Annotated in this window: 16 protein-coding genes; 11 read left to right on the forward strand and 5 right to left on the reverse strand. The window is 64.4% G+C overall.

The genetic code is table 11. The features are described 5' to 3' along the window. Positions 1 to 40: 40 nt before the first annotated feature. Positions 41 to 481 (reverse strand): VOC family protein, encoded by a 441-nt coding sequence (locus ACZ1I5_RS00460; RefSeq protein WP_465171781.1) that lies wholly within the window; start codon positions 479 to 481, stop codon positions 41 to 43. A gap of 75 nt (positions 482 to 556) precedes the next feature. Between ACZ1I5_RS00460 and ACZ1I5_RS00465 the strand changes: the two genes are divergently transcribed. From ACZ1I5_RS00465 to ACZ1I5_RS00485, 5 genes are all read left to right on the forward strand, one after another. Continuing rightward, on the forward strand, positions 557 to 1,276 hold the full coding sequence (locus tag ACZ1I5_RS00465; RefSeq protein ID WP_465171782.1) for a winged helix-turn-helix transcriptional regulator: 720 nt from the start codon (positions 557 to 559) through the stop codon (positions 1,274 to 1,276). Between the two features lie 106 nt (positions 1,277 to 1,382). After that, a complete protein-coding gene (cobS, locus tag ACZ1I5_RS00470) occupies positions 1,383 to 2,387 on the forward strand; it encodes a cobaltochelatase subunit CobS (protein ID WP_465171783.1) in 1,005 nt (334 codons plus the stop codon). A gap of 216 nt (positions 2,388 to 2,603) precedes the next feature. Continuing rightward, the gene (locus tag ACZ1I5_RS00475) at positions 2,604 to 3,383 is read left to right on the forward strand and encodes a hypothetical protein (RefSeq protein ID WP_465171784.1); all 780 of its coding nucleotides are present in this window, start codon (positions 2,604 to 2,606) and stop codon (positions 3,381 to 3,383) included. Next, positions 3,380 to 5,209, forward strand: a complete 1,830-nt coding sequence (cobT, locus tag ACZ1I5_RS00480) for a cobaltochelatase subunit CobT (RefSeq protein ID WP_465171785.1) — start codon at positions 3,380 to 3,382, stop codon at positions 5,207 to 5,209. Before ACZ1I5_RS00475 ends, cobT begins: the two co-directional genes overlap by 4 nt. Before the next feature lie 14 nt (positions 5,210 to 5,223). Continuing rightward, complete coding sequence (locus ACZ1I5_RS00485; protein ID WP_465171786.1) at positions 5,224 to 5,463, forward strand: ribbon-helix-helix domain-containing protein; 240 nt, start codon at positions 5,224 to 5,226, stop codon at positions 5,461 to 5,463. A 50-nt stretch (positions 5,464 to 5,513) separates the two neighbouring features. On the opposite strand, the gene ACZ1I5_RS00490 is transcribed toward ACZ1I5_RS00485, so the two are convergent. Next, on the reverse strand, positions 5,514 to 6,089 hold the full coding sequence (locus ACZ1I5_RS00490) for a manganese efflux pump MntP (protein ID WP_465171787.1): 576 nt from the start codon (positions 6,087 to 6,089) through the stop codon (positions 5,514 to 5,516). A 336-nt stretch (positions 6,090 to 6,425) separates the two neighbouring features. Here ACZ1I5_RS00490 and ACZ1I5_RS00495 point away from each other — a divergent pair, with 336 nt between their 5' ends. The 3 genes from ACZ1I5_RS00495 to ACZ1I5_RS00505 are packed head-to-tail and all read left to right on the forward strand — an operon-like array spanning position 6,426 to position 9,953. After that, positions 6,426 to 8,999 (forward strand): TonB-dependent receptor, encoded by a 2,574-nt coding sequence (locus ACZ1I5_RS00495; protein ID WP_465171788.1) that lies wholly within the window; start codon positions 6,426 to 6,428, stop codon positions 8,997 to 8,999. Beyond that, positions 8,999 to 9,751, forward strand: coding sequence for a tetratricopeptide repeat protein (locus ACZ1I5_RS00500; protein WP_465171789.1), 753 nt, complete (start codon positions 8,999 to 9,001; stop codon positions 9,749 to 9,751). The genes ACZ1I5_RS00495 and ACZ1I5_RS00500 overlap by 1 nt, the downstream gene beginning before the upstream one ends. Before the next feature lie 46 nt (positions 9,752 to 9,797). Further along, positions 9,798 to 9,953, forward strand: coding sequence for a hypothetical protein (locus ACZ1I5_RS00505; protein ID WP_465171790.1), 156 nt, complete (start codon positions 9,798 to 9,800; stop codon positions 9,951 to 9,953). On the opposite strand, the gene ACZ1I5_RS00510 is transcribed toward ACZ1I5_RS00505, so the two are convergent. From ACZ1I5_RS00510 to ACZ1I5_RS00520, 3 genes are all read right to left on the reverse strand, one after another. Then, the gene (locus ACZ1I5_RS00510) at positions 9,950 to 14,572 is read right to left on the reverse strand and encodes an NAD-glutamate dehydrogenase (RefSeq protein ID WP_465171791.1); all 4,623 of its coding nucleotides are present in this window, start codon (positions 14,570 to 14,572) and stop codon (positions 9,950 to 9,952) included. The two genes, ACZ1I5_RS00505 and ACZ1I5_RS00510, sit on opposite strands and share 4 nt — an antisense overlap. Before the next feature lie 206 nt (positions 14,573 to 14,778). Continuing rightward, entirely contained in the window at positions 14,779 to 16,350 is a 1,572-nt protein-coding gene (locus ACZ1I5_RS00515) for a terminase (RefSeq protein WP_465171792.1), read from the reverse strand. Next, a complete protein-coding gene (locus ACZ1I5_RS00520) occupies positions 16,343 to 16,798 on the reverse strand; it encodes a hypothetical protein (protein ID WP_465171793.1) in 456 nt (151 codons plus the stop codon). The genes ACZ1I5_RS00515 and ACZ1I5_RS00520 overlap by 8 nt, the downstream gene beginning before the upstream one ends. Before the next feature lie 306 nt (positions 16,799 to 17,104). Here ACZ1I5_RS00520 and ACZ1I5_RS00525 point away from each other — a divergent pair, with 306 nt between their 5' ends. From ACZ1I5_RS00525 to ACZ1I5_RS00535, 3 genes are read left to right on the forward strand one after another with little or no spacing between them, the layout of a single operon-like run. Next, positions 17,105 to 19,084 carry an AAA family ATPase gene (locus ACZ1I5_RS00525; RefSeq protein ID WP_465171794.1) on the forward strand — a complete coding sequence of 660 codons (1,980 nt, stop codon included), beginning with the start codon at positions 17,105 to 17,107 and terminating at the stop codon, positions 19,082 to 19,084. Continuing rightward, entirely contained in the window at positions 19,081 to 19,692 is a 612-nt protein-coding gene (locus tag ACZ1I5_RS00530; RefSeq protein ID WP_465171795.1) for a hypothetical protein, read from the forward strand. The genes ACZ1I5_RS00525 and ACZ1I5_RS00530 overlap by 4 nt, the downstream gene beginning before the upstream one ends. Continuing rightward, entirely contained in the window at positions 19,689 to 20,756 is a 1,068-nt protein-coding gene (locus ACZ1I5_RS00535; RefSeq protein WP_465171796.1) for a hypothetical protein, read from the forward strand. The genes ACZ1I5_RS00530 and ACZ1I5_RS00535 overlap by 4 nt, the downstream gene beginning before the upstream one ends. The last annotated feature ends 3 nt before the right edge of the window (positions 20,757 to 20,759 follow it).

Consider the following 20,759-nt stretch of genomic DNA (forward strand, 5'->3'; position numbering starts at 1 on the left):
CTCGCTCGCTGCCCGCTCATGAAGGCAGTCGTTGTGACGTTCAGGCGTCGACGGTTTCGCTGCCGGACATGGCGGCCATCGCCGCGTCGACCTCCATCCAGGTCAGCTCGATGATATGGCCGTCGGGATCCTCGAAACTGCGGCCGTACATGAAGCCATGGTCCTGCGCGGGAACCGGGTCGGGCCGGGCTCCGGCGGCGACTGCCCTGGCAAGCGTCGCGTCGACGTCATTGCGGCTATCCTCCGTCAGGCAGATCAGCACTTCGCAGGTGGTACGCGCATCGGCGATCGTCTTGGAGGTGAAATCGGCGAAGCGGGCGTGGCTCAGGACCATCAGGCTGATCGTGTCGGAGAACATCAGCAGGGCGGTGGTGTCTTCCTGGCAGAAGCGCTCGTCCTTCGTCGCGCCGATCGCCTGGTAGAAGGCGGCCGAACGTTCGACGTCCGCCACGGGCAGGTTCACGAAGATCATCTTGGGCATGGCCAATCCTTTCCTGTGCGTTTCTGGCGAATCACTGTTTGACGGTGATGACGCATAGAGTTATTAAAAGCAACCATGGAGTTAGAAAAAATAACCGCCTCGCCTGAGGCACCAGCAAATGCCCCCAAAAAGGCGGAAAAGCGTTGGTATGACGATGCGTGCGGCACCGCCCTGGCGATGGAGCTGGTCGGCGAGCGCTGGTCGCTGCTGATCGTGCGTGAGTTGATGTTCGGCCCGCGTCGCTTCGGCGAATTGAAGAAGGCGCTCGGCGGGATCAGCGCGAACGTGCTGACTCAACGGCTCGAGGGCATGGAGGAAGTCGGCATCCTCACCCGCCAGAAATTGCCGCCGCCCGCCTCGGTGCAGGTCTACGGCCTCACGCCCTGGGGCTATGCGAGCGAAACCGCGATCCAGGAGCTTGGCCGCTGGGCGGTCCAGTCTTACCGGCACGACACCACGCTGCCGCTCAGCGCCGCGTCGATCGTGCTGTCCTTCCGCACGATGATCGACCGCTCGCGCTCGGGCGAGGTGAACCGCACGATCGGATTCCGCTTCGGCGACGACGAGTTCGTCGCGACCGTCGACGTGGCGGGCATTGCGATTCGCCGCGCCGATCCGCGCGAGGCGGATGTGATGCTCGATACGGACCCGGTGACGCTCGCCTCGGTCGTCTATGGCGGCCGCCCGATCGGAGACGCGGAATCGGCCGGATCGTTGACATTATCGGGCGATCGGGTGCTTGCGGAGCAGTTCGTCACGCTGTTTCCGTTGCCGCCCAAGACGGGTTCGGCTTGACGAACTCTGTTTCCGTTCGCACTGAGTTTGTCGAAGTGCCGTTCTTCCTTCTCGATCGTTGAAGAGGAGCAGGGCTTCTGCAGATCAGCCCGAACGGTACGAGGTCATGACGGACATACCCAACACCCAGCCCGACAGCCGCGAGACGACGATCATGGACGCACCCGACAAGATGGTGAAGGTCCGTGAGCTCTTTGGCATCGATTCGGACATGGAGGTTCCCGCCTTTTCGGAAGCCGATGAGCGCGTGCCCGATCTCGATCCGGCCTATGTCTTCGACGGCGACACCACGCTCGCGATCTGCGCCGGCTTCGCGCACAACCGCCGCGTGATGGTCCAGGGCTATCACGGCACCGGCAAGTCGACGCATATCGAGCAGGTCGCGGCGCGCCTCAAATGGCCGTGCATCCGCATTAACCTCGATGCGCATATCAGCCGCATCGATCTGGTCGGCCGCGACGCGATCGTGCTGAAGGACGGCCAGCAGGTCACCGAATTCCGCGAAGGCCTGCTGCCCTGGGCACTGCAGACGCCGACGGCTCTGGTATTTGACGAATATGATGCCGGCCGCCCGGACGTGATGTTCGTCATCCAGCGCGTGCTCGAGACCGAGGGCAAGCTGACCCTGCTCGACCAGAATCGCGTGATCCGCCCGAACCCCTGGTTCCGCCTGTTCGCCACCGCCAACACGGTCGGCCTCGGCGACACCAGCGGCCTCTATCACGGCACGCAGCAGATCAACCAGGGCCAGATGGACCGCTGGAACATCGTCGTCACGCTCAACTATCTGCCCGCTGCGGTCGAGGCGCAGATCGTGCTCGCCAAATCGGGCGAATATGACAAGCCCGAGGGCAAGCAGGTCGTCGACAACATGGTTCGGGTGGCGGATCTCACGCGCCGCGGCTTCGTCAACGGCGACATCTCGACCGTGATGAGCCCGCGCACCGTCATCACCTGGGCGCAGAACGCGCTGATCTTCGGCGATGTCGGCTTCGCCTTCCGCCTCAGCTTCCTCAACAAGTGCGACGAGGCGGAGCGGGCGCTGGTCGCCGAATATTATCAGCGCGTGTTTGGCAAGGATCTGCCCGAGAGCGTGGTCGGCAAGGGTTGAGCCGCAGCTCCATCCATCATCTTTCTTCCCCGGCGAAGGCCGGGGTCCAGTTGGGGATTTCTCTGATCGGCCGAAGCGCCCGTCTCTTTCTGTCCCGGAACTGGACCCCGGCTTCCGCCGGGAAAGCTCTAATTGGGTGATGTCGAGGTGTTGGCAATGAACGTCAGGCCCGGCTTCCCTTCCGGCAATAGTAGATTGGCAAAAGCGACGGCCGTCATGGCCGCCGTACTCCTTCTCACCGCCGCCAAAACCCCCGACTACAAGGTCAAGCCGGCCTCGGTCCCGCTGCTTCCCGGCCGCACGCTGAAGGGCGAGCAGATCGCCGTCCCCGGCGCGATCATCGCCCAAAGCCCGCTCGGTCGCCCGGAGACGGTGCTGCTGGTCGATCCGATCGACCTCGACCGGCTCGGCCAGAAGCGCCATTTCACGCGCGAGACGGTGTTCGAATCCGCCCGCGTCGATGGCATTCCGGGCGATCCGCCCGTGGTGTTCTGTGAAACCGAACAGGATCCGTCGCTCGCCAAGGCAATGGTCGGCTCGATGGGGTTCGGCCTGGTCGGCCTGCTCAGGCCGACCAAATTGGTCACGCGCTATTGCCTCTACGACACCAATGACGACGAGACGCTCGACCATGCCATCCTGATCGGCGCCAAGGGCGATTCGGGCCGGGCGCCCTTCGCCATCGCGCCCGCGCATTACGGCCTGATCCGCGGCATGCTGCTCGGTAATGGCAGCGAGCTGCGACTGCGCTATGCCGGCACGGCGGGCGAGAAGGACAGCCTCTCCTTCGATGCCGAGCTGGTGCTCTACGGCATGAACCGCCCGCTGCCCGAGACGCGGCACAAGATCTCGATCGCGAAGCTGCCGGCCTATGGCGTGATCCAGGGCGCGGTGGTGACCGTGCTCGAATTCGATCCGGAAACGAAGATCGCGCGGGTCAGGATCGACCGCGATCTTGCGCCGGGGCGTTTGGTGGTGCCAGAGCAGAAGCCATGACGACGGAAACGCCCCTCGATCGCTTCAAGGCCGTGCTCGGCGGCGCAGCGCGTGCGATCGCGCATGAGCCCGAGATCGAACTCGCCTTCACCGCCGACGCGCCGACTCAGTCGGGCAAGCACATCAAGGTGCCGATGCCGGCGCGCACCTTGCCGGCCGATCAGGTCGCCGAAGCGCGGGGATTCGCCGATGGCTTTGCGCTGCGCCTGCGCCACCATAATGCCGCGATCCACGCCAGGCAGGCACCGGCCGAGGCAGTCGCCCGCTCCGTGTTCGACGCGGTCGAGGGCGCCCGGGTCGAGGCGCTGGGCGCGCGCGGCTATGCCGGCATCGCCGCCAACCTCGCCACGGCGCTCGACCTGAAACTGCGCGCCGATCCGATCACCCGTGCCCGCAACCGCGACGAAGTGCCGCTGTCGACCGCGCTTGGCCTGATGGTGCGCGAGCGGTTGACCGGCGCTGAGGCGCCCGCGGTCACCGCGCCGGGCATGGCGCTGGTGCGCGACTGGATCGAGCAGAAGGCGGGCAAGGATCTCGACGCGCTGGCGCTGGCGATCGACGACCAGCGCGCCTTTGCCGGCCTCGTTACGCGGCTGCTCGAGGATCTCGATCTGGTCGAGGGCGATATGATCCCCGACGAAGCCGATGAAGGCGGATCCGAGGACGAAGGCACCGACGAACAGAATTCGGACGAAGGCGAGGACGGCGAGGGCGAAGGCGAACAGGGCCAGGGCGAGATCGAGGCGCGCGGTTCCGATCGCGACGCCGAATCGCAGGATGGCGAGAGCGCCGACGCCAGCGACGACGAATTCCAGGACATGGACGGCGAAGCGGGCGATGACGGCGACGAGGGCATGCTGCCCGTCCGCCCCAATCGCCCCTTCTCCGATTTCTCGCCGCAGTTCGAATACAAGGCGTGGACGACCAGCTTCGACGAAGTGATCGCCGCGACCGATCTGTGCGACGCGGACGAGTTGGCGCGGCTTCGCTCCTATCTCGACCAGCAGCTCGTCCATCTCCAGGGCGCGGTGACCAAGCTCGCCAACCGGCTGCAGCGCCGGCTGATGGCGCAGCAGAACCGCAGCTGGGATTTCGATCAGGAGGAGGGGCTGCTCGATGCCGCTCGCCTCGCGCGCGTCGTGGTCAACCCGACTCAGTCGCTGAGCTACAAGATCGAACGCGAAACCGATTTCCGCGACACCGTCGTCACCCTGCTGATCGACAATTCGGGGTCGATGCGCGGCCGCCCGATCTCGATCGCGGCGATCAGCGCCGACATCCTTGCCCGCACGCTCGAACGCTGCGGCGTGAAGACCGAGATCCTCGGTTTCACCACCCGCGCGTGGAAGGGCGGGCAGGCGCGCGAGACCTGGCTTGCCGCGGGTCGTCCGCCCCAGCCGGGCCGGCTCAACGACGTGCGCCATATCGTCTACAAAAAAGCCGACGAGCCGTGGCGCCGCGCGCGCACCTCGCTCGGCCTGATGATGCGCGAGGGGCTGCTCAAGGAGAATATCGACGGCGAAGCGCTGCTCTGGGCGCACAGCCGACTGGTTGCGCGGCCCGAGGAGCGCAAGATCCTGATGGTCATCTCGGACGGCGCGCCGGTCGATGATTCGACGCTCAGCGTGAACTCCGGAAGTTATCTCGAACGCCATCTGCGCCAGGTGATCAACTGGATCGAGACCAAGTCCCCGGTCGAGCTGGCCGCGATCGGCATCGGCCATGACGTGACCCGCTATTATGCCCGCGCGGTGACGATCATGGATGCCGAACAGCTCGGCGGCACGATCATCGAGCAGCTCGCCGCGCTGTTCGACACTGACTGAAAGAGCGGGGACGAATGATCGCCGCGCCGCCTGGCGGGTTTGTCGGCCCGGTCAAGCGATCGGTGACGATCGCCGGTCACGCGACGTCGATCAGCCTGGAGCCTTTGTTCTGGGAGGCGCTGGAGGGCGCGGCCGAGGCACGCACCCTGCCGCTCAATGCCTTGATCGCGGAGATCGACGCGCTGCGCATCACGGTCGATGACCCGCCCAATCTGGCTAGCGCCTTGCGAACGTGGTTGCTGGCGCAGCACTAACCCAACCGTCACCACAAACGTTTCGCCTGTCCGTGTCGGCACGGTCGCCCTCAGGCCGTTAGATGCGTGTACAGGATCAGGCTCCCAATCACGATCAGTGTGAGCCCACCCAGCACCTCAGCGTACCGGCCGAGAAAACTGCCGACATGTTTGCCGATCAATACGCCGGTGGTTGCCACGATCGTCGTGATGCCGCCGATCACCAGACATGCCGTGACGATATTGACGTCGAGAAAGGCAAGGCTCACACCCACCGCTGTCGCGTCGATGCTGGTCGCGATCGCCGTGGCCGCGAGGCTCAGGAGCCCATGAGGCCGGTTCGGCCGATCCATACCGTCCGTCTCCTCTGCGGGCTTGCTTGCCTGCCAGAGCATATGCAGGCCCACGCCGCCCAGGAGGGTGAAGGCCACCCAATGATCCACCTCGGCGATCCACGCGCTCAACACCAGCCCGACCGCCCAGCCGATTGCCGGCGTGATCGCCTCGAAGAAACCGAAGATGACACCAATGCGTAGCGCGTCGCGCCACCGGGTCGAATTGCCGTCAGCGCCCTTGCCGATCGCGGCGGCGAAAGCGTCGACCGACAGGCTGAGGCTAAGACCGCCCAGTGTGAGAATTCCAGTCATATCATTCTTCCCGAGGCCGTCGACAAACGATGTGGAGTCACCTCTGGCCTGAAAGAGGAATCACATCGTTGGTCTTGCCGGGCTGGCGCATGCGCCGCTGCCGTCGCCACGAACCGCGCCAAAGGCCGGGTCCGAGTATGTTGACGAAGGCCCTGCTCGAAGCAGGTGGCTACTCCCCAAGGAAGCGTCGCGATAGCACCATCGATGCAGCGGTCAACCAGCGTTGCCCTCACGAAGCCGAATTGCCGCGGAAATACGAGTGAGAATAGCTCTCAATAGCGTTGACAATGAGAGTGACTCGCAATAGCCGGACCTCGACACCAAAGGGGACAGAAATTGCGTACTTCCAGCACTTCTCGCCGCACGCCTATCGCCAAGCCCGCGTTCCTCGCGCTCTCCTGCGTCGGGGCCTTCGCCAGCAGCACGGCGTTCGCCGCCGAGGAGCCCGATCCCAAGGCGACCGATGCAACCGACGAGCAGGATCGCGAGGACGTGTTGGTCACCGGCGCCCGCGAAAAGGCGCCCAAGCAGGTCGCAGCCCCGGTCAACACCCCCAAGTCGATCGTGGTCCTGCCCAAGGAAGTGATCGAGCAGACTGGCTCGGCCAGCCTGCAGGACGCGCTTCGCACCGTGCCCGGCATCACCTTCGGCGCGGCCGAGGGCGGCAACCCGATCGGCGACCGCCCGTTCATCCGTGGCTTCGACAGCCAGGGCTCGACCTATGTCGACGGCGTGCGCGATCTTGCGGCGCAGACCCGCGAAGTGTTCGCGGTCGAAGAGATCCAGGTCGTGCGCGGCTCGGACTCGACGCTCGGCGGTCGCGGCAGCGCCGGCGGCTCGATCAACATCGTGTCCAAGCTGCCGACCGACCGCACCTTCGTGAACGCATCGGCGAGCTTCGGCACCGCCGACTACAAGCGCGTGACCGTCGATGCGAACTACAAGCTCAACGACACCATCGCCTTCCGCATCGAGGGAATGTGGCACGACCAGGACGTCGCCGGCCGCGACGCGATCTGGCAGCGCCGCTGGGGTGTCGCGCCGTCCGTCACGATCGGGCTGGGTACCGACACCCGCCTGACCGCATCCTATTACCACCTGACCAGCCATGAGCTGCCCGACAGCGGCATCCCCTATCTCTATACGATCGGCAACGCGCCCGGCACCGGCGACATCTACAGCGCGCCCGCGCTTGGGGACATCACCACCATCGGCGGCACCAAGGGCCATGTCGATCGCTCGACCTATTACGGCCTGGTCGACCGCGACTTCCGCGACGCGACCACTGATCAGGCGACGATCCGCGTCGAGCATGATTTCGGCGGGCTGACCCTGCGCAACACCTCGCGCTTCACCCACAATTATCAGGCCTATATCTTCCTGCTGCCCGACGACAGCACCGGCAACGTCTATGGTACGTCGGCGACCCCGCCGGCCGCCGGCAGCGCCGCTGCGACACGCGGCGATATCCTCACCGGCGGTTATTTGTGGCGGCGTGCCAACACCCGCTACGGCTATTCGCAGAGCATGGTGAATCAGACCGACCTGTACGGCTCGTTCAACACCGGCAGCGTCAAGCACAACATCTCGATCGGCGCCGAGTTCTCCTGGGAGAAGGCGCGGCGCGGCGCCTTCGTCACACGCGGCTATCTCAACGCCACCACCGGCGTCGAGATCCTGTCGACCGGGTCGACCGTGAGCCCGCGCTGCAACACCGCCACGGTGTCGCGCTATTATTGCACGAGCATCTTCAATCCCAACCCGAACGATCCCTGGGTGAACTATGCGAGCGACACGTCGGGCGTGACGGCGCCGATCTCGAAGATGATCCCGATCGAGGAAACCCAGAACGACGCCAACACACAGAGCGTCTATGGCTTCGACTCGATCACGCTGCTGCCGTCGCTGATCCTCAACCTCGGCGCGCGCTACGATCGCTTCAAATCGGTGCTGACGCCGGGTCAGGCCTATGCGGCGACGCAGACGGTGCAGCTCGAGCGGGTGGACAATCTGTTCAACTGGCAGGCGGGCCTGGTGTTCAAGCCGACGTCAGAGACCAGCCTCTACGCATCCTACGCCACTGCGGCGACCCCGCCGAACGCCCTGCTGGGCGAAGGACAGGAGGCGAACGCGCTGCCGACGACCGATACGGCGGCCAATCTCCTGCTGCTCGACTCGCTGAAGGTCGAGAAGACCAAATCCTATGAGGTCGGCGCCAAGGCCAATCTGTTCGACAGCAAGCTCGCGCTCAGCCTCGCCGGTTTCCAGACCGATACCGACAATGCGCGCGTCACGGGCCCGGGCAATACGGTGGAATTCATTGGCAAGCGTCGCATCCGCGGTATCGAATTCACCGCCAGCGGTCAGATCCTGCCTGGCTGGACGATCTTCGGCGGCTATACTCATCTCGATCCCAAGATCGTCGATGGCGGTTTCACCGCGCTGACGGCGGCGGCGATCACGCAGACGGTGGGCGGCGTGACGACCACCATCCAGGCCGCGAAGACGGTGCTGGTGCCGTCGGTCAACAATGGCAAGCAGGCGACCCAGACCGCGCGTGACAGCTTCACGATGTGGACCACGGTCGAGCCGGTCAGGGGTTTCTCGATCGGTGGCGGCGCCTTCTACACCAGCCGCGTGTTCGGTGGTTATGCCGACAACCGCGCGGCGACCCAGACCAATGCGGGCGTGGTCACGGTGAGCCCCGCGACCAAGATACTCTACCGCACGATCCCGGAATATTGGCGCTTCGATGCGCGGGCCTCCTACCGGTTCAACCGTAATTTCGAACTGTCGGTCAACGTCCAGAACCTGACGGACAAGACCTATTTCAACCAGGCCTATACCTCGCATTATGCCGCGATCGCGCCCGGCCGCTCGGCCTTTGCGACGCTGAACGTCCGTTATTGATGACGGCGGCCCTCGATCTCGACGGGCTGACCGCTGACGACATCGCCGCGCGCCTCTCGGGTCCTCCCGAGGAGCGCGCGGCGTTCGTTCGATCGGCGGCGGAGGCCGGTATGGCGGAAGCGCAGGCGGTGTACGGGCAGATGCTGCTCGACGGCGCCGGCGTGGCGAAGGACGAGCCCGCCGCGCTCGCCTGGTTCACCAGGGCGGCGGCGCAGCATCACCTGATAGCGATCAACATGGTCGGCCGCTGCTACGATCTCGGCTGGGGCACCGCGCCGGACAAGGCGCGCGCGGCCGAATGCTACCGCATCGCCGCCGAGCGCGGGCTCGACTGGGGTATGTATAATTATGCGACGCTGCTCGCGCTGGGTGCCGGCGTGGCGGAAGACAAGGCCGCGGCGCTCGACTGGTTCCAGCGCGCCGCGAAACTGGGCAATGCCAAGGCGATCAACTTCGTCGGCAGCTTCCATGAGGATGGCTGGGTGGTACCGCGCGACCTGGCCAAGGCCGCGCGCTGTTATGCCCGCGCGGCGCGCGGCGGGGATTTTCGCGGCTGTTTCAACCATGCGCGGATGCTCGGCGCCGCGGGCAGGGCTGATGAGGCGATGGACTGGCTGAAGCGCGCCGGCGAGACCGCGACGCCGGCCTTTGTCGACAAGGCGAGCGCCTGGCTGGCCAGTGCCGACCTGCCCGTCTTCCGCGTGCGCGGCGTCCAGGCGCTGCGCACGGGCGCAAACCGCATTTCCTCTTAATCTTTGGGCAAGCGGTCGCGCGTACATCTCGGCTCAGGAGAGCGAGATGTTCCAGACACGGCACGACCTGTTCGACCGCGCGCGCGTGGGTGCCCGCGATGACGAAGAGCACGGCGACCCCATGCGCGGCCTGTTATATGCCGTGCCGATCAGCCTGACGATCTGGGCCATCATCCTCTGGCCGTTGCTGGGCCTGATCTAGCGCCCCAGCAGTACCCGCGCCTGGCCGGCGATCTGCGCCAGCATCGCGGCGTTCGGTGCCGGGGCGTGCCGGGCACGGTCCACCACCGACTTGAACTGCGCGACGCGGCCGGCATTGGCGGCGAGCCATGTCTCGACCAGCGCCTGTGGATCGCCGCCGCCGCGGCCGAGGAATTCGAGCCGCAGCTGCTGGAAATCGCGCGCGAGGCCCGCGATGAGCAGCCGCTCCCACGGATCGCTCGACGCGATGCGCGCGGCATTGGCCTGCGCCCAGTCGAGCCCCAATGCCTGGCCGAGCCGGGTGAAGGCGCGCGTCAGCACCGCTTCGTCCAGCCCGAGCCGCTCGCCGAGATCGGCCAGGCCGACCGCGCCGTCAAGCTCGAACAGCCGCACCACCTTCTGCACCAGCTTCTTCGGCGCGCCGGCCGCCTCCAGCGTGGCGGCGATGCGCGCGCTCTGCGCGCTCGCTTCCTCTAGCAGCAGGGCCTTGGTCTGCCGGTCGAGTTGCGCGGTGCCCTTCGCCAGCCGCGCCAGCGCCGGGCCCGGTCCAGTGCCGGATCGCACGACGCGCAGCAGGTCGGCGATCTGCGAGCGGGTGGCCACCGCCACTTCCTCGAACAGCGCGATGCGCGCACCCTCGGGCATCACCGCGGTCTCGATCTCCGCCCAGAGCGCGGGAAGGCCGAACAGCCGTTCGGTCACGACGAACATCGCGGCGATGTCGCTCATCGCGGCGCCTTCCTCCTCGGCCAGCTCGAACGGGTGGAGCACGCCGAGCCGGTTGACGATGCGGTTGGCCAGCTTGGTCGCGACGATCTCGCCGCGCAGGCGATGCTCGTCGATCGCCTTGCCGAACTTCCTGCGCATCGCCGGCGGGAAGGCGGCGTGGAGATCGGGCGCCAGTTCGGTGTCGAGGCCGAGATCGGCGAGTTCGATCGCTTCCTGCAGCGCCAGTTTGGCGGTGGCGAGCAGCACCGCCAGTTCGGGCCGGGTGAGGCCATGGCCTTCCTGCGAGCGGCGCAGCAGATCGTCGTTCGAGGCAAGCCCCTCGACCGCGCGGTCGAGTTTGCCCGATGCCTCGAAGATCTCGATCAGCCGGACATAACTCGGCACCGCCTGCGCGCCGTCATTCTCCGCGATCGACAAGGCGAGCGTCTGGAGGCGGTTATCCTCCAGCACGATGAATGCGACATCGTCGGTCATCGCGGCGAGGAAGCTGTTGCGCTTCTCGTACGCCAGCCGGCCCTCGATCATCTCGCGGTTGAGCGCGATCTTGATGTTGACCTCGTTATCCGAACAATCGACGCCGGCCGAATTGTCGATGAAGTCGGTGTTGATCCGCCCGCCATGCGCCGCGAACGCGATGCGTCCCGCCTGGGTGACGCCGAGATTCGCGCCCTCGCCGATCGCGGTCGCGCGGATCTCCTCGGCATTGACGCGGAGGCGATCATTGGCCGGATCGCCGACCTGGATGTTGTTCTCGTATGCCGCCTTGACATAGGTGCCGATGCCGCCGAACCAGATCAGGTCGACGGGCGCCTTCAGGATCGCCGAGATCAGCGCGCCCGGCTCCATCTCGCTCGCCTCGAGGCCCAGTGCAGCGCGGACCTGTTTCGACAATTTGATCGTCTTGTCGGTGCGCGGGAACACGCCGCCGCCCTTGGAGATCAGCGAGGGGTTATAGTCCGCCCAACTCGACCGCGGCAGCGCGAACATGCGGTTGCGCTCCTCCCAACTCGCGGCGGGATCGGGATCGGGATCGAGGAAGATGTGGCGGTGGTCGAACGCGGCGACGATCTTCAGCGTCTTCGACAGCAACATGCCGTTGCCGAACACGTCGCCCGACATGTCGCCGCAGCCGACCACGCGGATCGACTCGCGCTGCACGTCCACGCCGCGCTCCGCGAAGTGGCGCTGGACCGAGATCCAGGCGCCCTTGGCGGTGATGCCCATCGCCTTGTGGTCGTACCCGACCGACCCGCCGCTGGCGAAGGCGTCGCCCAGCCAGAAGCCATGGTCGAGCGCGATCGCATTGGCCACGTCGGAGAAGGTCGCGGTGCCCTTGTCGGCGGCGACGACGAAATAGGGGTCCTCGCCGTCATGCACGATGACATGCGCGGGATGGACGACCTTGCCCTCGACGATGTTGTCGGTGATCGACAAGAGCGAGCGGATGAACACCCGGTAACTCTCGGTCCCCTCGGCCAGCCACGCGTCGCGGTTGGCGACGGGGGGCAGTTGCTTGGGATAGAATCCGCCCTTGGCGCCCGTGGGCACGATCACCGCGTTCTTCACGCGCTGCGCCTTCATCAGGCCGAGGATCTCGGTGCGGAAGTCATCGCGCCGGTCCGACCAGCGCAGCCCGCCGCGCGCCACCGGCCCGGCGCGCAGATGGATGCCTTCCACGCGAGGGCTGTACACCCAGATCTCGCGCCACGGCACGGGCGCGGGCAGGCCGGGGATGAGGTGGCTGTCGAGCTTGAACGCCAGCGCCGTCTGGCCCGCGGGGGCGAAGGCGTTGGTGCGCAAGGTCGCCGCGATCACATTGCGCAACGCGCGCAGGATGCGGTCGTCGTCGATCGCCGAGACGGCGTCGAGGCCCGCGTCGATCGCCGCGTCGGCCGCCAGGATCGCCTCGATCTTTGGCCCCCCTTTAACGGCGCGCGCGGGGTCGTGCGCCGCGCCGAAGCGCTCGATCAGCGCGGCGGCCACCTTGGGCGCACGGCGCAGCGCATCGACCACCGTCGCCAGCGAATAGGGCAGGCCGGCCTGGCGCAGATAGCGGAACCAGGCGCGGAACAGCACGACCGAGGCGGGCGCCATGCCCGCATCGACGATCAGCCGGTTGAACGCGTCATTCTCCGCCCCGGCCTCCAGCACCGCGGCGATCGCGCCTTCCAGCACCGCCGGTTCGCCGCGCGCCGGGTTGGCGCTCTCGACCAGGAACTCGTGCACGAAGCCTTGCGCGTCGTCGTTCAGCGCGGTCGGCACTTCCTCGATCACGCGGAAGCCGAAATTCTCCAGCACCGGCACCGCGTCCGACAGCGGCAGCGGGCCGCCGACGCGGTAGATCTTGAGCCGCGTCGCGCCTTTCGCATCGCGGAACAGCCGCACCGAGCGGTCGCCGGGCGTATCGAGCCGGCACAGGCGCAGGATGTCGCGCGCGGCCTCCTCGGCGCTGCCCGCCGCGCGATAGCCTTGCGGGAAGGTCGCGGCATGGCGCAGCGCGAGGCGCGTGGCGCGTGCCGGCTCGACCGCCTCGGCCAGCGCCGCCTCGACCGCCGGGACCCAGCCGCGCACCATGCGCGCGATCCGCGCGTCGAGCGCCGCCGTATCGGGCATCACGCCCTCGCCGCGCAGATCGATGGTGTAGCGGATCTGCGCGACCACGCTGCCCTCCATCGAGATGCCCCAGTTGAGCAGCCCGCCATGCGCCGCCTCGGCCAGCATGTCGCCGATCGCGACGCGCCGCGCGGTGGTCAGGTCGTCGCGCGGCAGCCACACGAACGCGAACAGATGCCGCCCCAGGATCGAGCGCACCAGCACCAGGGCCGGGCGCGGCCGGTCCGCCAGCGACATCGCGGTCAGCGCGACATCCTCCAGCGAGGCGACGTCGAACGCGGTGATCAGGTCGTGCGGCAGCGAGGCGAGCGCATGCGTCAGCGCCTTGCCGGTATGCCCCTTGGGATCGAAGCCGAACTTCGCCTCCAGCGCGGCGAGCCGCGCGCGCAGCACCGGCACTTCCTGCGGCGGGGCGTTGAGCGCCGAACTGGTCCACAGCCCGGCATGGATCGACAGGCCGGTGACCTTGCGCCCCTCGCGGATCGGCACCAGCACCAGGTCGAGCGGGACATGGCGGTGCACGCCCGAGATCTGGTTGGACTTGAGCAGCAGCGGCGCTTCCCCGCCCTTTTCGAACCACGCCATGGCGAGCGCGCGCGACGCCTCGGCGAGGATCGGCACGCTGTGCGGGTGGCGCGCGATGCCCAGCGGCTTGTCGCTCTTGCCCTGCCACAATTCATGGCCGAGCAGGGTGAAGTTGCGGTCGAGGAACCACAGCAGCAATTCGCCGCCCTCGCTCGTCCCCAGCGCCTCCGCGTCGGAGGCCATGCGCGCCTGCATCGGCGCCCAGTCGTCCACCGCGGAACGGACATCGGCCAGGTTGCGCTCGAGCGCGGCGAGCAGGTCGCGGCGTTCGCGCGAATCGGCGCGCTCCATCTCGATATAGATCATCGATTCGGGCTTGCCGCCTTCGCCGCTCGCCCCGCCGACGCTGGTCAGCGCGCCCGCGGCATCGCGCGTGACGCTCAGCACCGGGTGGATGATGCGATCGATCACGATGTTCTGCGCGCCGATCGTCGCCGCGATCGAATCGACCAGGAAAGGCATGTCGTCATTGACGATGGCGAGTCGCATCGTCCGGCGCGGCTCCGAGCCCGCGATCGGCTCCAGCGCGAGCACCGGCTTGCCCGGCGGCCGCGTCTCCGCGGTGGCGGCGACGAAGGCGGCGGCATCGGCCCGCTCGGCCTTGCCGAACCCCTGCAATTCCCCCGGAAGTGCGCCCTTGGTCAGCCGGGCGGCAAGCGCGTCCGACAGCGATTTCAGCGTGGTCTTGGCCATGCGGGCCCTATGCTCCCGCAAGAAAATTACCTCAACCCTTGTGGCGCTGCACAATGGATTCGGGGGGAGGGTATCCTCCCCGGAACGGGGAGGGGGACCGCGCTTGCGCGGTGGAGGGGGGCTTCCGCAAACGGTACGGCTGTGGAGAGCCCCCTCCACCATTCGCTGAAGAAGCGAATGGTCCCCCTCCCCGTGTCGGGGAGGAGTTAGTAATAGTCCTCCCGCAGCTCGCGGTAGAGATCGTAGCCGTCGTCCAGGTCGCGGTAGAGATCCTCCTCCTCGTCCCGGCTCCGCCTTTGCTCCGTCACGCCGTAGCGCGACGGGTCCAGCCAGCTCGGGTCGCGGTGCAGCACGGGTTCGGCGAAGGTCAGCGCCAGCGCGTCGGCATCGTCGGGGGAGCCGAGCCCGCGCGCCTTCATATGCTCCTTCTTCTCCAGCAGGATCGACACCTGGTCCGCGGCATAGCCATATTCGACCCCAGTCAGGTCGGCCGCCAGCGCCTCCTCGTCGGGGATCGCCCCGCCAGACAGCCAGCCGCGCATGTTGGTCCACATCTCGGAACGCTTGTTGGCGCACTTCACCCGCATCTCGCCGGCCCAGATCGCCTCGCGCCCCTTGCCGCCGAACCACACCTCATGCACGTTGGGCACGCCGAGCTGGCGCAGCCGGTCGACCACCGCGCCGCCGATATTGCCGGCGTCGACGAAGATCGCATCGGGATGGAAGCCCTGCACCTGCAGCGCGACGTCGCCCGCGAGCGTCATCGCATCCACCCCGTGCCAGCGTTTCCACGGCCGCGTCCGCGCATCCCGCCCGCAGCGGATGGCGAGGGTCGAATGATCGTCGCCGAAGCGCGCGCAATCCAGCCCGAAGATCACCGGATCCCAGGTCACCCCGCCGAACAATTCGCGCGCCCGCGCCGCCGCGACCAGATCATGCCCGATGAACTGCATCGAGGAGTTGGACGGGAACTGCCCGCGCACCCGCACCCGCACCACGTCGCTGTCCTCGCCATAGGTCGCGACCAGCTCGTCGAGATAGGCGCGGTTGACCCCCTCGACCGAGCGGCTATCGATCTGCCGCCCGTTCCACAAATGCCGGTGCCGCCCGAAACAATCACGAAAAGGGCCGGTATTGTGCGTCGGGTTGCCGAAGGCGAGGAAGATGATCTCGGTCCCCTCGTCGGTCAGCGCGCCCAGCGCCACTTCCCACACTTTCGGCGCTATGCCCGATGCTTCGTCGAAGATCAGGATGATGCGCTTGCCCTGGTTGTGCAGCCCGGCGAATGCCTCGGTATTGGCGACGCTCCAGGTGACGAGATCGGACCGCCAGCTCTTGTCGTGCCCGGCCACGGTGGAGACGAGCGACGTCGCGGTCGCGCTGAACCAGTCCCTGGTGATCGACAGGTTGTGCCATTTGACGATCTCCGGCGCGGTCTTGGTCAGCAGCTGCACCTCGGTATTGGCGGTGGCGACGATGCGCGTGTCGATGCCGGTGTCGAGGCCCCATTTGATCAGCATCGCGATCAGCGCCGATTTGCCGATGCCGTGGCCGGAGGCGCGGGCGATGCGGCACGGCATGTGCCGCGTGGCGGGGTTGGACAGGTGCGCGCCGATCGTCTCCATCACCTCGCGCTGCCACGCGCGCGGGCCGGTGACGCTGGCGAGCGGGCCTTCGCCCCAGCGAAAGGCGAACTCGGCGTACCGGACGGGATCATGCGCCAGCTTCTTCATCTCGTTGACGAGCGCGCGGCGCGACAGGGGTTTGGGGTCAGTCATAATCGGGTGTCTTTCCCACGCGGGCAAAGGCCTGCAGGATAATCTCGCCCAGCTCGTCCGCGTCGCGCTCCTCGATCGGAATGCGCCACTCCTCGGGCCGGCGGCGGCGCAGCCATTGCAGCGCCGCCTGCGGGTCGGCGAGCACGCGCCGCCGGAATCTCGCGACCTTCGGCTCGCTCCAGCTCGCGAACATGAAGGCGCGCTCGGCGGTATAGTCATAGCCGCACGCCCGCTGGTGGAGCGAATTCACCACATGCTCGTCGGCCAGGCTCTTGCCGGTGGTGCACGCCTCGGCGAAGTCCGTGTGCGTGCTGCGCCATCGGTAGAAGGTGGAGATGTCGATCTCCAGCAAATCGGCCACCTCCTCGGCGACCGATCCATTGGCATAGGCCTTGCGCGCGATATCGGCATAGGCGGGGCGATAGGTGGTAGGGCGTCCTCTTGGCATGAGGCGCTTTGTGGGGGATTCTGGGTAAGGTTTGAATCGACGGCTGGGATTTAAAGCTAAGAACTGCGAATTGCCTGCCGAAAGATCGTTAGACTGAGCATCGCTTGGGTCTGGAGTGACCGCCCTTGGGAGGCGTTGGGCTTATCCTACTGCTGCACCGGAATCACCCTGCGCTCAATCTGGCCCAGTCGACAGATATGTAGGTTGCCAAAGGGCACTCCAATCAGCAGAAGGACTGCAGTTGAAGCAAAAGGGGCACGTTTGGCGATTATGTCCAGCGGACAAAGCGGCGGAGTGCCTCTGGCAATGCGTTTCGCGTTTCCGCGAATTCGTCGGGTAACTCTCAGCAACTTTTCTTTATATAAGCTACAGCCAAACATTTCACTTCATCTTCAAGATGGCGTTCATTGCCTCGCCGGCGCTAACGGTATTGGGAAATCGACCTTCCTATCGACGGTGAATTATGGGTTGACGGGCTATGTGCCTGATCCGGCTAGAAAGTTCCTGTCTGCCGAACGGTATGTGGCTGAAGCGCACCGCTTTACTCAGCATTATTTTGATGGGCGTATCGACGAGAAAGATAGGGATTTGGCCTCCGTTACGTTGGAGTTCGACGTAGGCGAGTTCAAATTTGTGGCAACACGGGGCCTCTTTGCCAGCCAAAACTTGAGTCGCCTCCAAGTTACGAAAAATGGAGACGATTTTTTTGACGGATCCGCGCTGGCTTCTTACCAGCGCGCCGAAGAATACAAGCGCCTGCTCGCCGACGCGATTGGTTTGAAGAATTTTGATCAATTTATTTTTCTTCAGCATTTTGTCTTCACGTTCGATGAAAGTAGGCATCTTCTTTTTTGGGATGATCGCGCATCGTCACAAGTCTTGTTTCTAACGTTCGGCGGTGACCCCGAAGATGCGGCTCAGGCCGATGCTCTCAAGCGTGAGGCGGATCAGGAAGATAGCCGGGCGCGCAATGCTCAGTATCAAGCAAACAATACGCGCAAACGTATCCAAATTTTGCGAGAAGAGCTTGGCGGAGTGGGCCTCGACGCAGATTTTGACGCGCTGGCGCGCGAGCACGTGCAACTTCAAGATGCTTTGAATGCGGCTGTAGGCACTTCCGAACGAGCCGAAGCGCGCCTAAACGAGGCGGAACTAAAATTTGCGCGAGCGACTGCGGTTTTCGCCACACAGCGAGCCGCTTATTCAGACGCATTTAACCGTATGCTCACTGGACCAGTGAACGCGGCGGCGCATCCGGCCATTGTTGGGTCGCTTTCCGGCGGCGAATGCGCCATTTGTCATCACATTGGCCCGCAAATTGTTTCGACGATTGAAGCGAAGATCAGACGTCATGTCTGTCCGCTTTGTGAAAGCGATCTGACTTCTGAAGGCCATGATACGCTCGAAATAGAACAAGAACTCAGGGCGCTGGATGACAAACTCACCATTGCGAAGGGTGAGCTTGATGAGGCGGAGGCGGCACGGTCTCGCTTGGAACGCGAGCACCAGGGCCAACGCAATGCGGTAATTGAAGCCCGAGCCGCGCTTTCTAAGTTTGAAGAGGCGAATTCCTCGGTAGCTGATGCCTTGCGAGAGCATCGCAATCTTGGCAATGCTAAGCTTGAAAAGACGATTGAAAGCCTGAATGACAGTTATGCGGATTCAATTGGTGTCCGCGATAGTCACTATCGACGTAGGGATGAATTGCGGTTGCAATACAGGGAATTGCAAGACCGCTTGGAGAGCAGGTACGCTTCCACTGAGAAGGAGTTTGTTCCTCGTTTTCGTGAACTCGCTGAGTTGTTCCTTGGTATTGACCTCACTGTCGGCCTCCTTGAAACCGCACCTACAGAACTGCGCCTTGCGATAGAGCTCGATGGTGATGCGCGGCAAGATCCACAAGAACTTTCGGAAAGTCAGCGTTTCTTTATCGACATCGCTCTTCGTATGTCGTTGGCGCAGCAGATGTCGCGGGAAACAGATCGGGCGACACTTTTCATCGATACCCCAGAAGGGTCGCTCGATATCGCCTATGAGGATCGCGCCGGGGAAATGTTCGCGAACTTCGTGAAAAGCGGCCACAACATCCTGATGACTGCTAATATCAATACGTCGCTTCTCTTGAAGACCCTTGCCAGAAAATGCGGCGCGGAGCGTATGGCATTATCCCAAATGACTGGCTGGACTGAACTTTCAGACGTCCAGCAGAACGCCAGCCAGCTCTTCCATGACGCCTATGGCGAGATTTCGGATGCTCTCGAACAATCTCAGGGGGGCGGATCATGAAGATCAGCCCAGAAGCCTTTTTCGATGCGGTGACAATCATTCGCAGGATGGCTCCCGAACTCGGTGGGGTAAGCCGCTTCGAGGTGCAGCGGGTTGCCTATCTGGCATGTTTGCTTGGGCTCTATGACGGACAGCCTTTGGCTGACTGGGGGTACCTCTTTATTCGGTCCGATTTTGGCGCGCCATTCAGTGGAGACGTCAACGCAGCTATGGATTGGCTTTCAGAGCAATCGCTGATGCGTATCAGCGTGAATGGCCGTTTTGCTGAAAATTCCAATAGCAGCGACCGCCTTCGACCGTTCCTCGCAGGTCGCCTAGCCGCTCGTGAGCGTGTCCTGATTCCGGCCTGCGACAGCGCGTTGTTTCTTCCGGCTTCAACGCTCGCCGCCGGCATCGATGCAGAGCCGACATCGAAGAGTGCTGCGTTACAAGAAGGTGGGCGCCCGCTTCTCAACAATAGCGCGCAAAGCTTGCTCTATGAGCAAATCAGGGCAGTACGGCAGGTAGTCGGAGCTGCGGCAGAAGATTTACTTACTCCTTCAATGCTCTGGATGAGCTACTCGGCAAGGCAGCCGGTTTCGTCGGCGAACGGGAATGCTGTAGCGTGACTTTCGAGATCGATATGGATGCGATGCGTGAAATCGCTGAGGCCATGTATATCCCTCACGTCCAGAGGCATTTCGGATCGTCTGGCGTGGATGCTCTTCGGCAGCTCGTTAGCGCCATTCGCCGGATATACAGGGATATCGATCCCTCATTGTACGCAGGAAATTTGATCGTTTACGCTCGGCCCGCTGGCAAGCTGCCCGTGGTGGTCTTGGGCCAGCCAACCCATACTATCCCGGCGGGCCAAATGGTTCAGCACCAACTCGCAGGAAATCATTCCGTAGAGGCTTTAGCAAACGGGCGGTTGGAGATTCGAGACAGTTTGGTCGATCCGATTGCTTTGTCAGCTGAGGCGGTCGTCTACTCCTACCACGATCGAACTGAACGAGTGTATGTTGAGGGCGAGACCTTCACAATCCGCAACCCCTCGCCGGCGGCGATGGCAAGTATTTTCGCGCGCCCGACATTTTCTGGCCTTGATGCTGCGCTCACCAGATACGCCAGTGAGGTAGTTCGCAAGACTGTTTGCTTCATCCTCGCGCATGAGGCCGATGGAATTTGGGCGGATGATAATCGCCTCTTCCTTCGCGCGAAGCCCGAAGAAGTCATGAGAAGATCTCTCCATCAATATCTGCGGGATGCCTTCCCCGATGCTGAGGTACGGCCCGAGCAGATCGTCGATGAGAGCCACCCCGTGGACATAAAAATAACTTGGGCCGACACGACTCATCGCGCGATCATCGAGATCAAGTGGGTAGGAGATTCTGTCGACGAAGAGGGCAGGTTGACCACTCCGTATCGAGATGCCCGCGCTAGAGCGGGCGCTAAACAGTTGAGTGAATACCTTGATGGCGATGCTGAAACTGCCGCAGGTTTGCGTACGCGTGGGTATCTAGTCGTCTTCGATGCGAGACGTCGGGGATTGGTGGAAGGTCAGTTGACAATCACACAAGCTGACGGTCTCTATTATCGTGATCGTGGCATTGCCTATAATCCCGATTATCATGTGCAGCGTACGGATTTCGCACTTCCAGTGCGTATGTTTGCGGAGCCCCACACGGTATGAGTA

Source organism: Sphingomonas sp. BL-S-30 (genome assembly GCF_055521475.1).

Bases quoted from the DNA above. Each gene is read 5' to 3' on its own strand.
- ACZ1I5_RS00460 (WP_465171781.1), bottom strand. From the start codon at position 481: ATGCCCAAGATGATCTTCGTGAACCTGCCCGTGGCGGACGTCGAACGT.
- ACZ1I5_RS00465 (WP_465171782.1), top strand. From the start codon at position 557: ATGGAGTTAGAAAAAATAACCGCCTCGCCTGAGGCACCAGCAAATGCC.
- cobS (WP_465171783.1), top strand. From the start codon at position 1,383: ATGACGGACATACCCAACACCCAGCCCGACAGCCGCGAGACGACGATC.
- ACZ1I5_RS00475 (WP_465171784.1), top strand. From the start codon at position 2,604: ATGGCCGCCGTACTCCTTCTCACCGCCGCCAAAACCCCCGACTACAAG.
- cobT (WP_465171785.1), top strand. From the start codon at position 3,380: ATGACGACGGAAACGCCCCTCGATCGCTTCAAGGCCGTGCTCGGCGGC.
- ACZ1I5_RS00485 (WP_465171786.1), top strand. From the start codon at position 5,224: ATGATCGCCGCGCCGCCTGGCGGGTTTGTCGGCCCGGTCAAGCGATCG.
- ACZ1I5_RS00490 (WP_465171787.1), bottom strand. From the start codon at position 6,089: ATGACTGGAATTCTCACACTGGGCGGTCTTAGCCTCAGCCTGTCGGTC.
- ACZ1I5_RS00500 (WP_465171789.1), top strand. From the start codon at position 8,999: ATGACGGCGGCCCTCGATCTCGACGGGCTGACCGCTGACGACATCGCC.
- ACZ1I5_RS00505 (WP_465171790.1), top strand. From the start codon at position 9,798: ATGTTCCAGACACGGCACGACCTGTTCGACCGCGCGCGCGTGGGTGCC.
- ACZ1I5_RS00510 (WP_465171791.1), bottom strand. From the start codon at position 14,572: ATGGCCAAGACCACGCTGAAATCGCTGTCGGACGCGCTTGCCGCCCGG.
- ACZ1I5_RS00515 (WP_465171792.1), bottom strand. From the start codon at position 16,350: ATGACTGACCCCAAACCCCTGTCGCGCCGCGCGCTCGTCAACGAGATG.
- ACZ1I5_RS00520 (WP_465171793.1), bottom strand. From the start codon at position 16,798: ATGCCAAGAGGACGCCCTACCACCTATCGCCCCGCCTATGCCGATATC.
- ACZ1I5_RS00525 (WP_465171794.1), top strand. From the start codon at position 17,105: ATGCGTTTCGCGTTTCCGCGAATTCGTCGGGTAACTCTCAGCAACTTT.
- ACZ1I5_RS00530 (WP_465171795.1), top strand. From the start codon at position 19,081: ATGAAGATCAGCCCAGAAGCCTTTTTCGATGCGGTGACAATCATTCGC.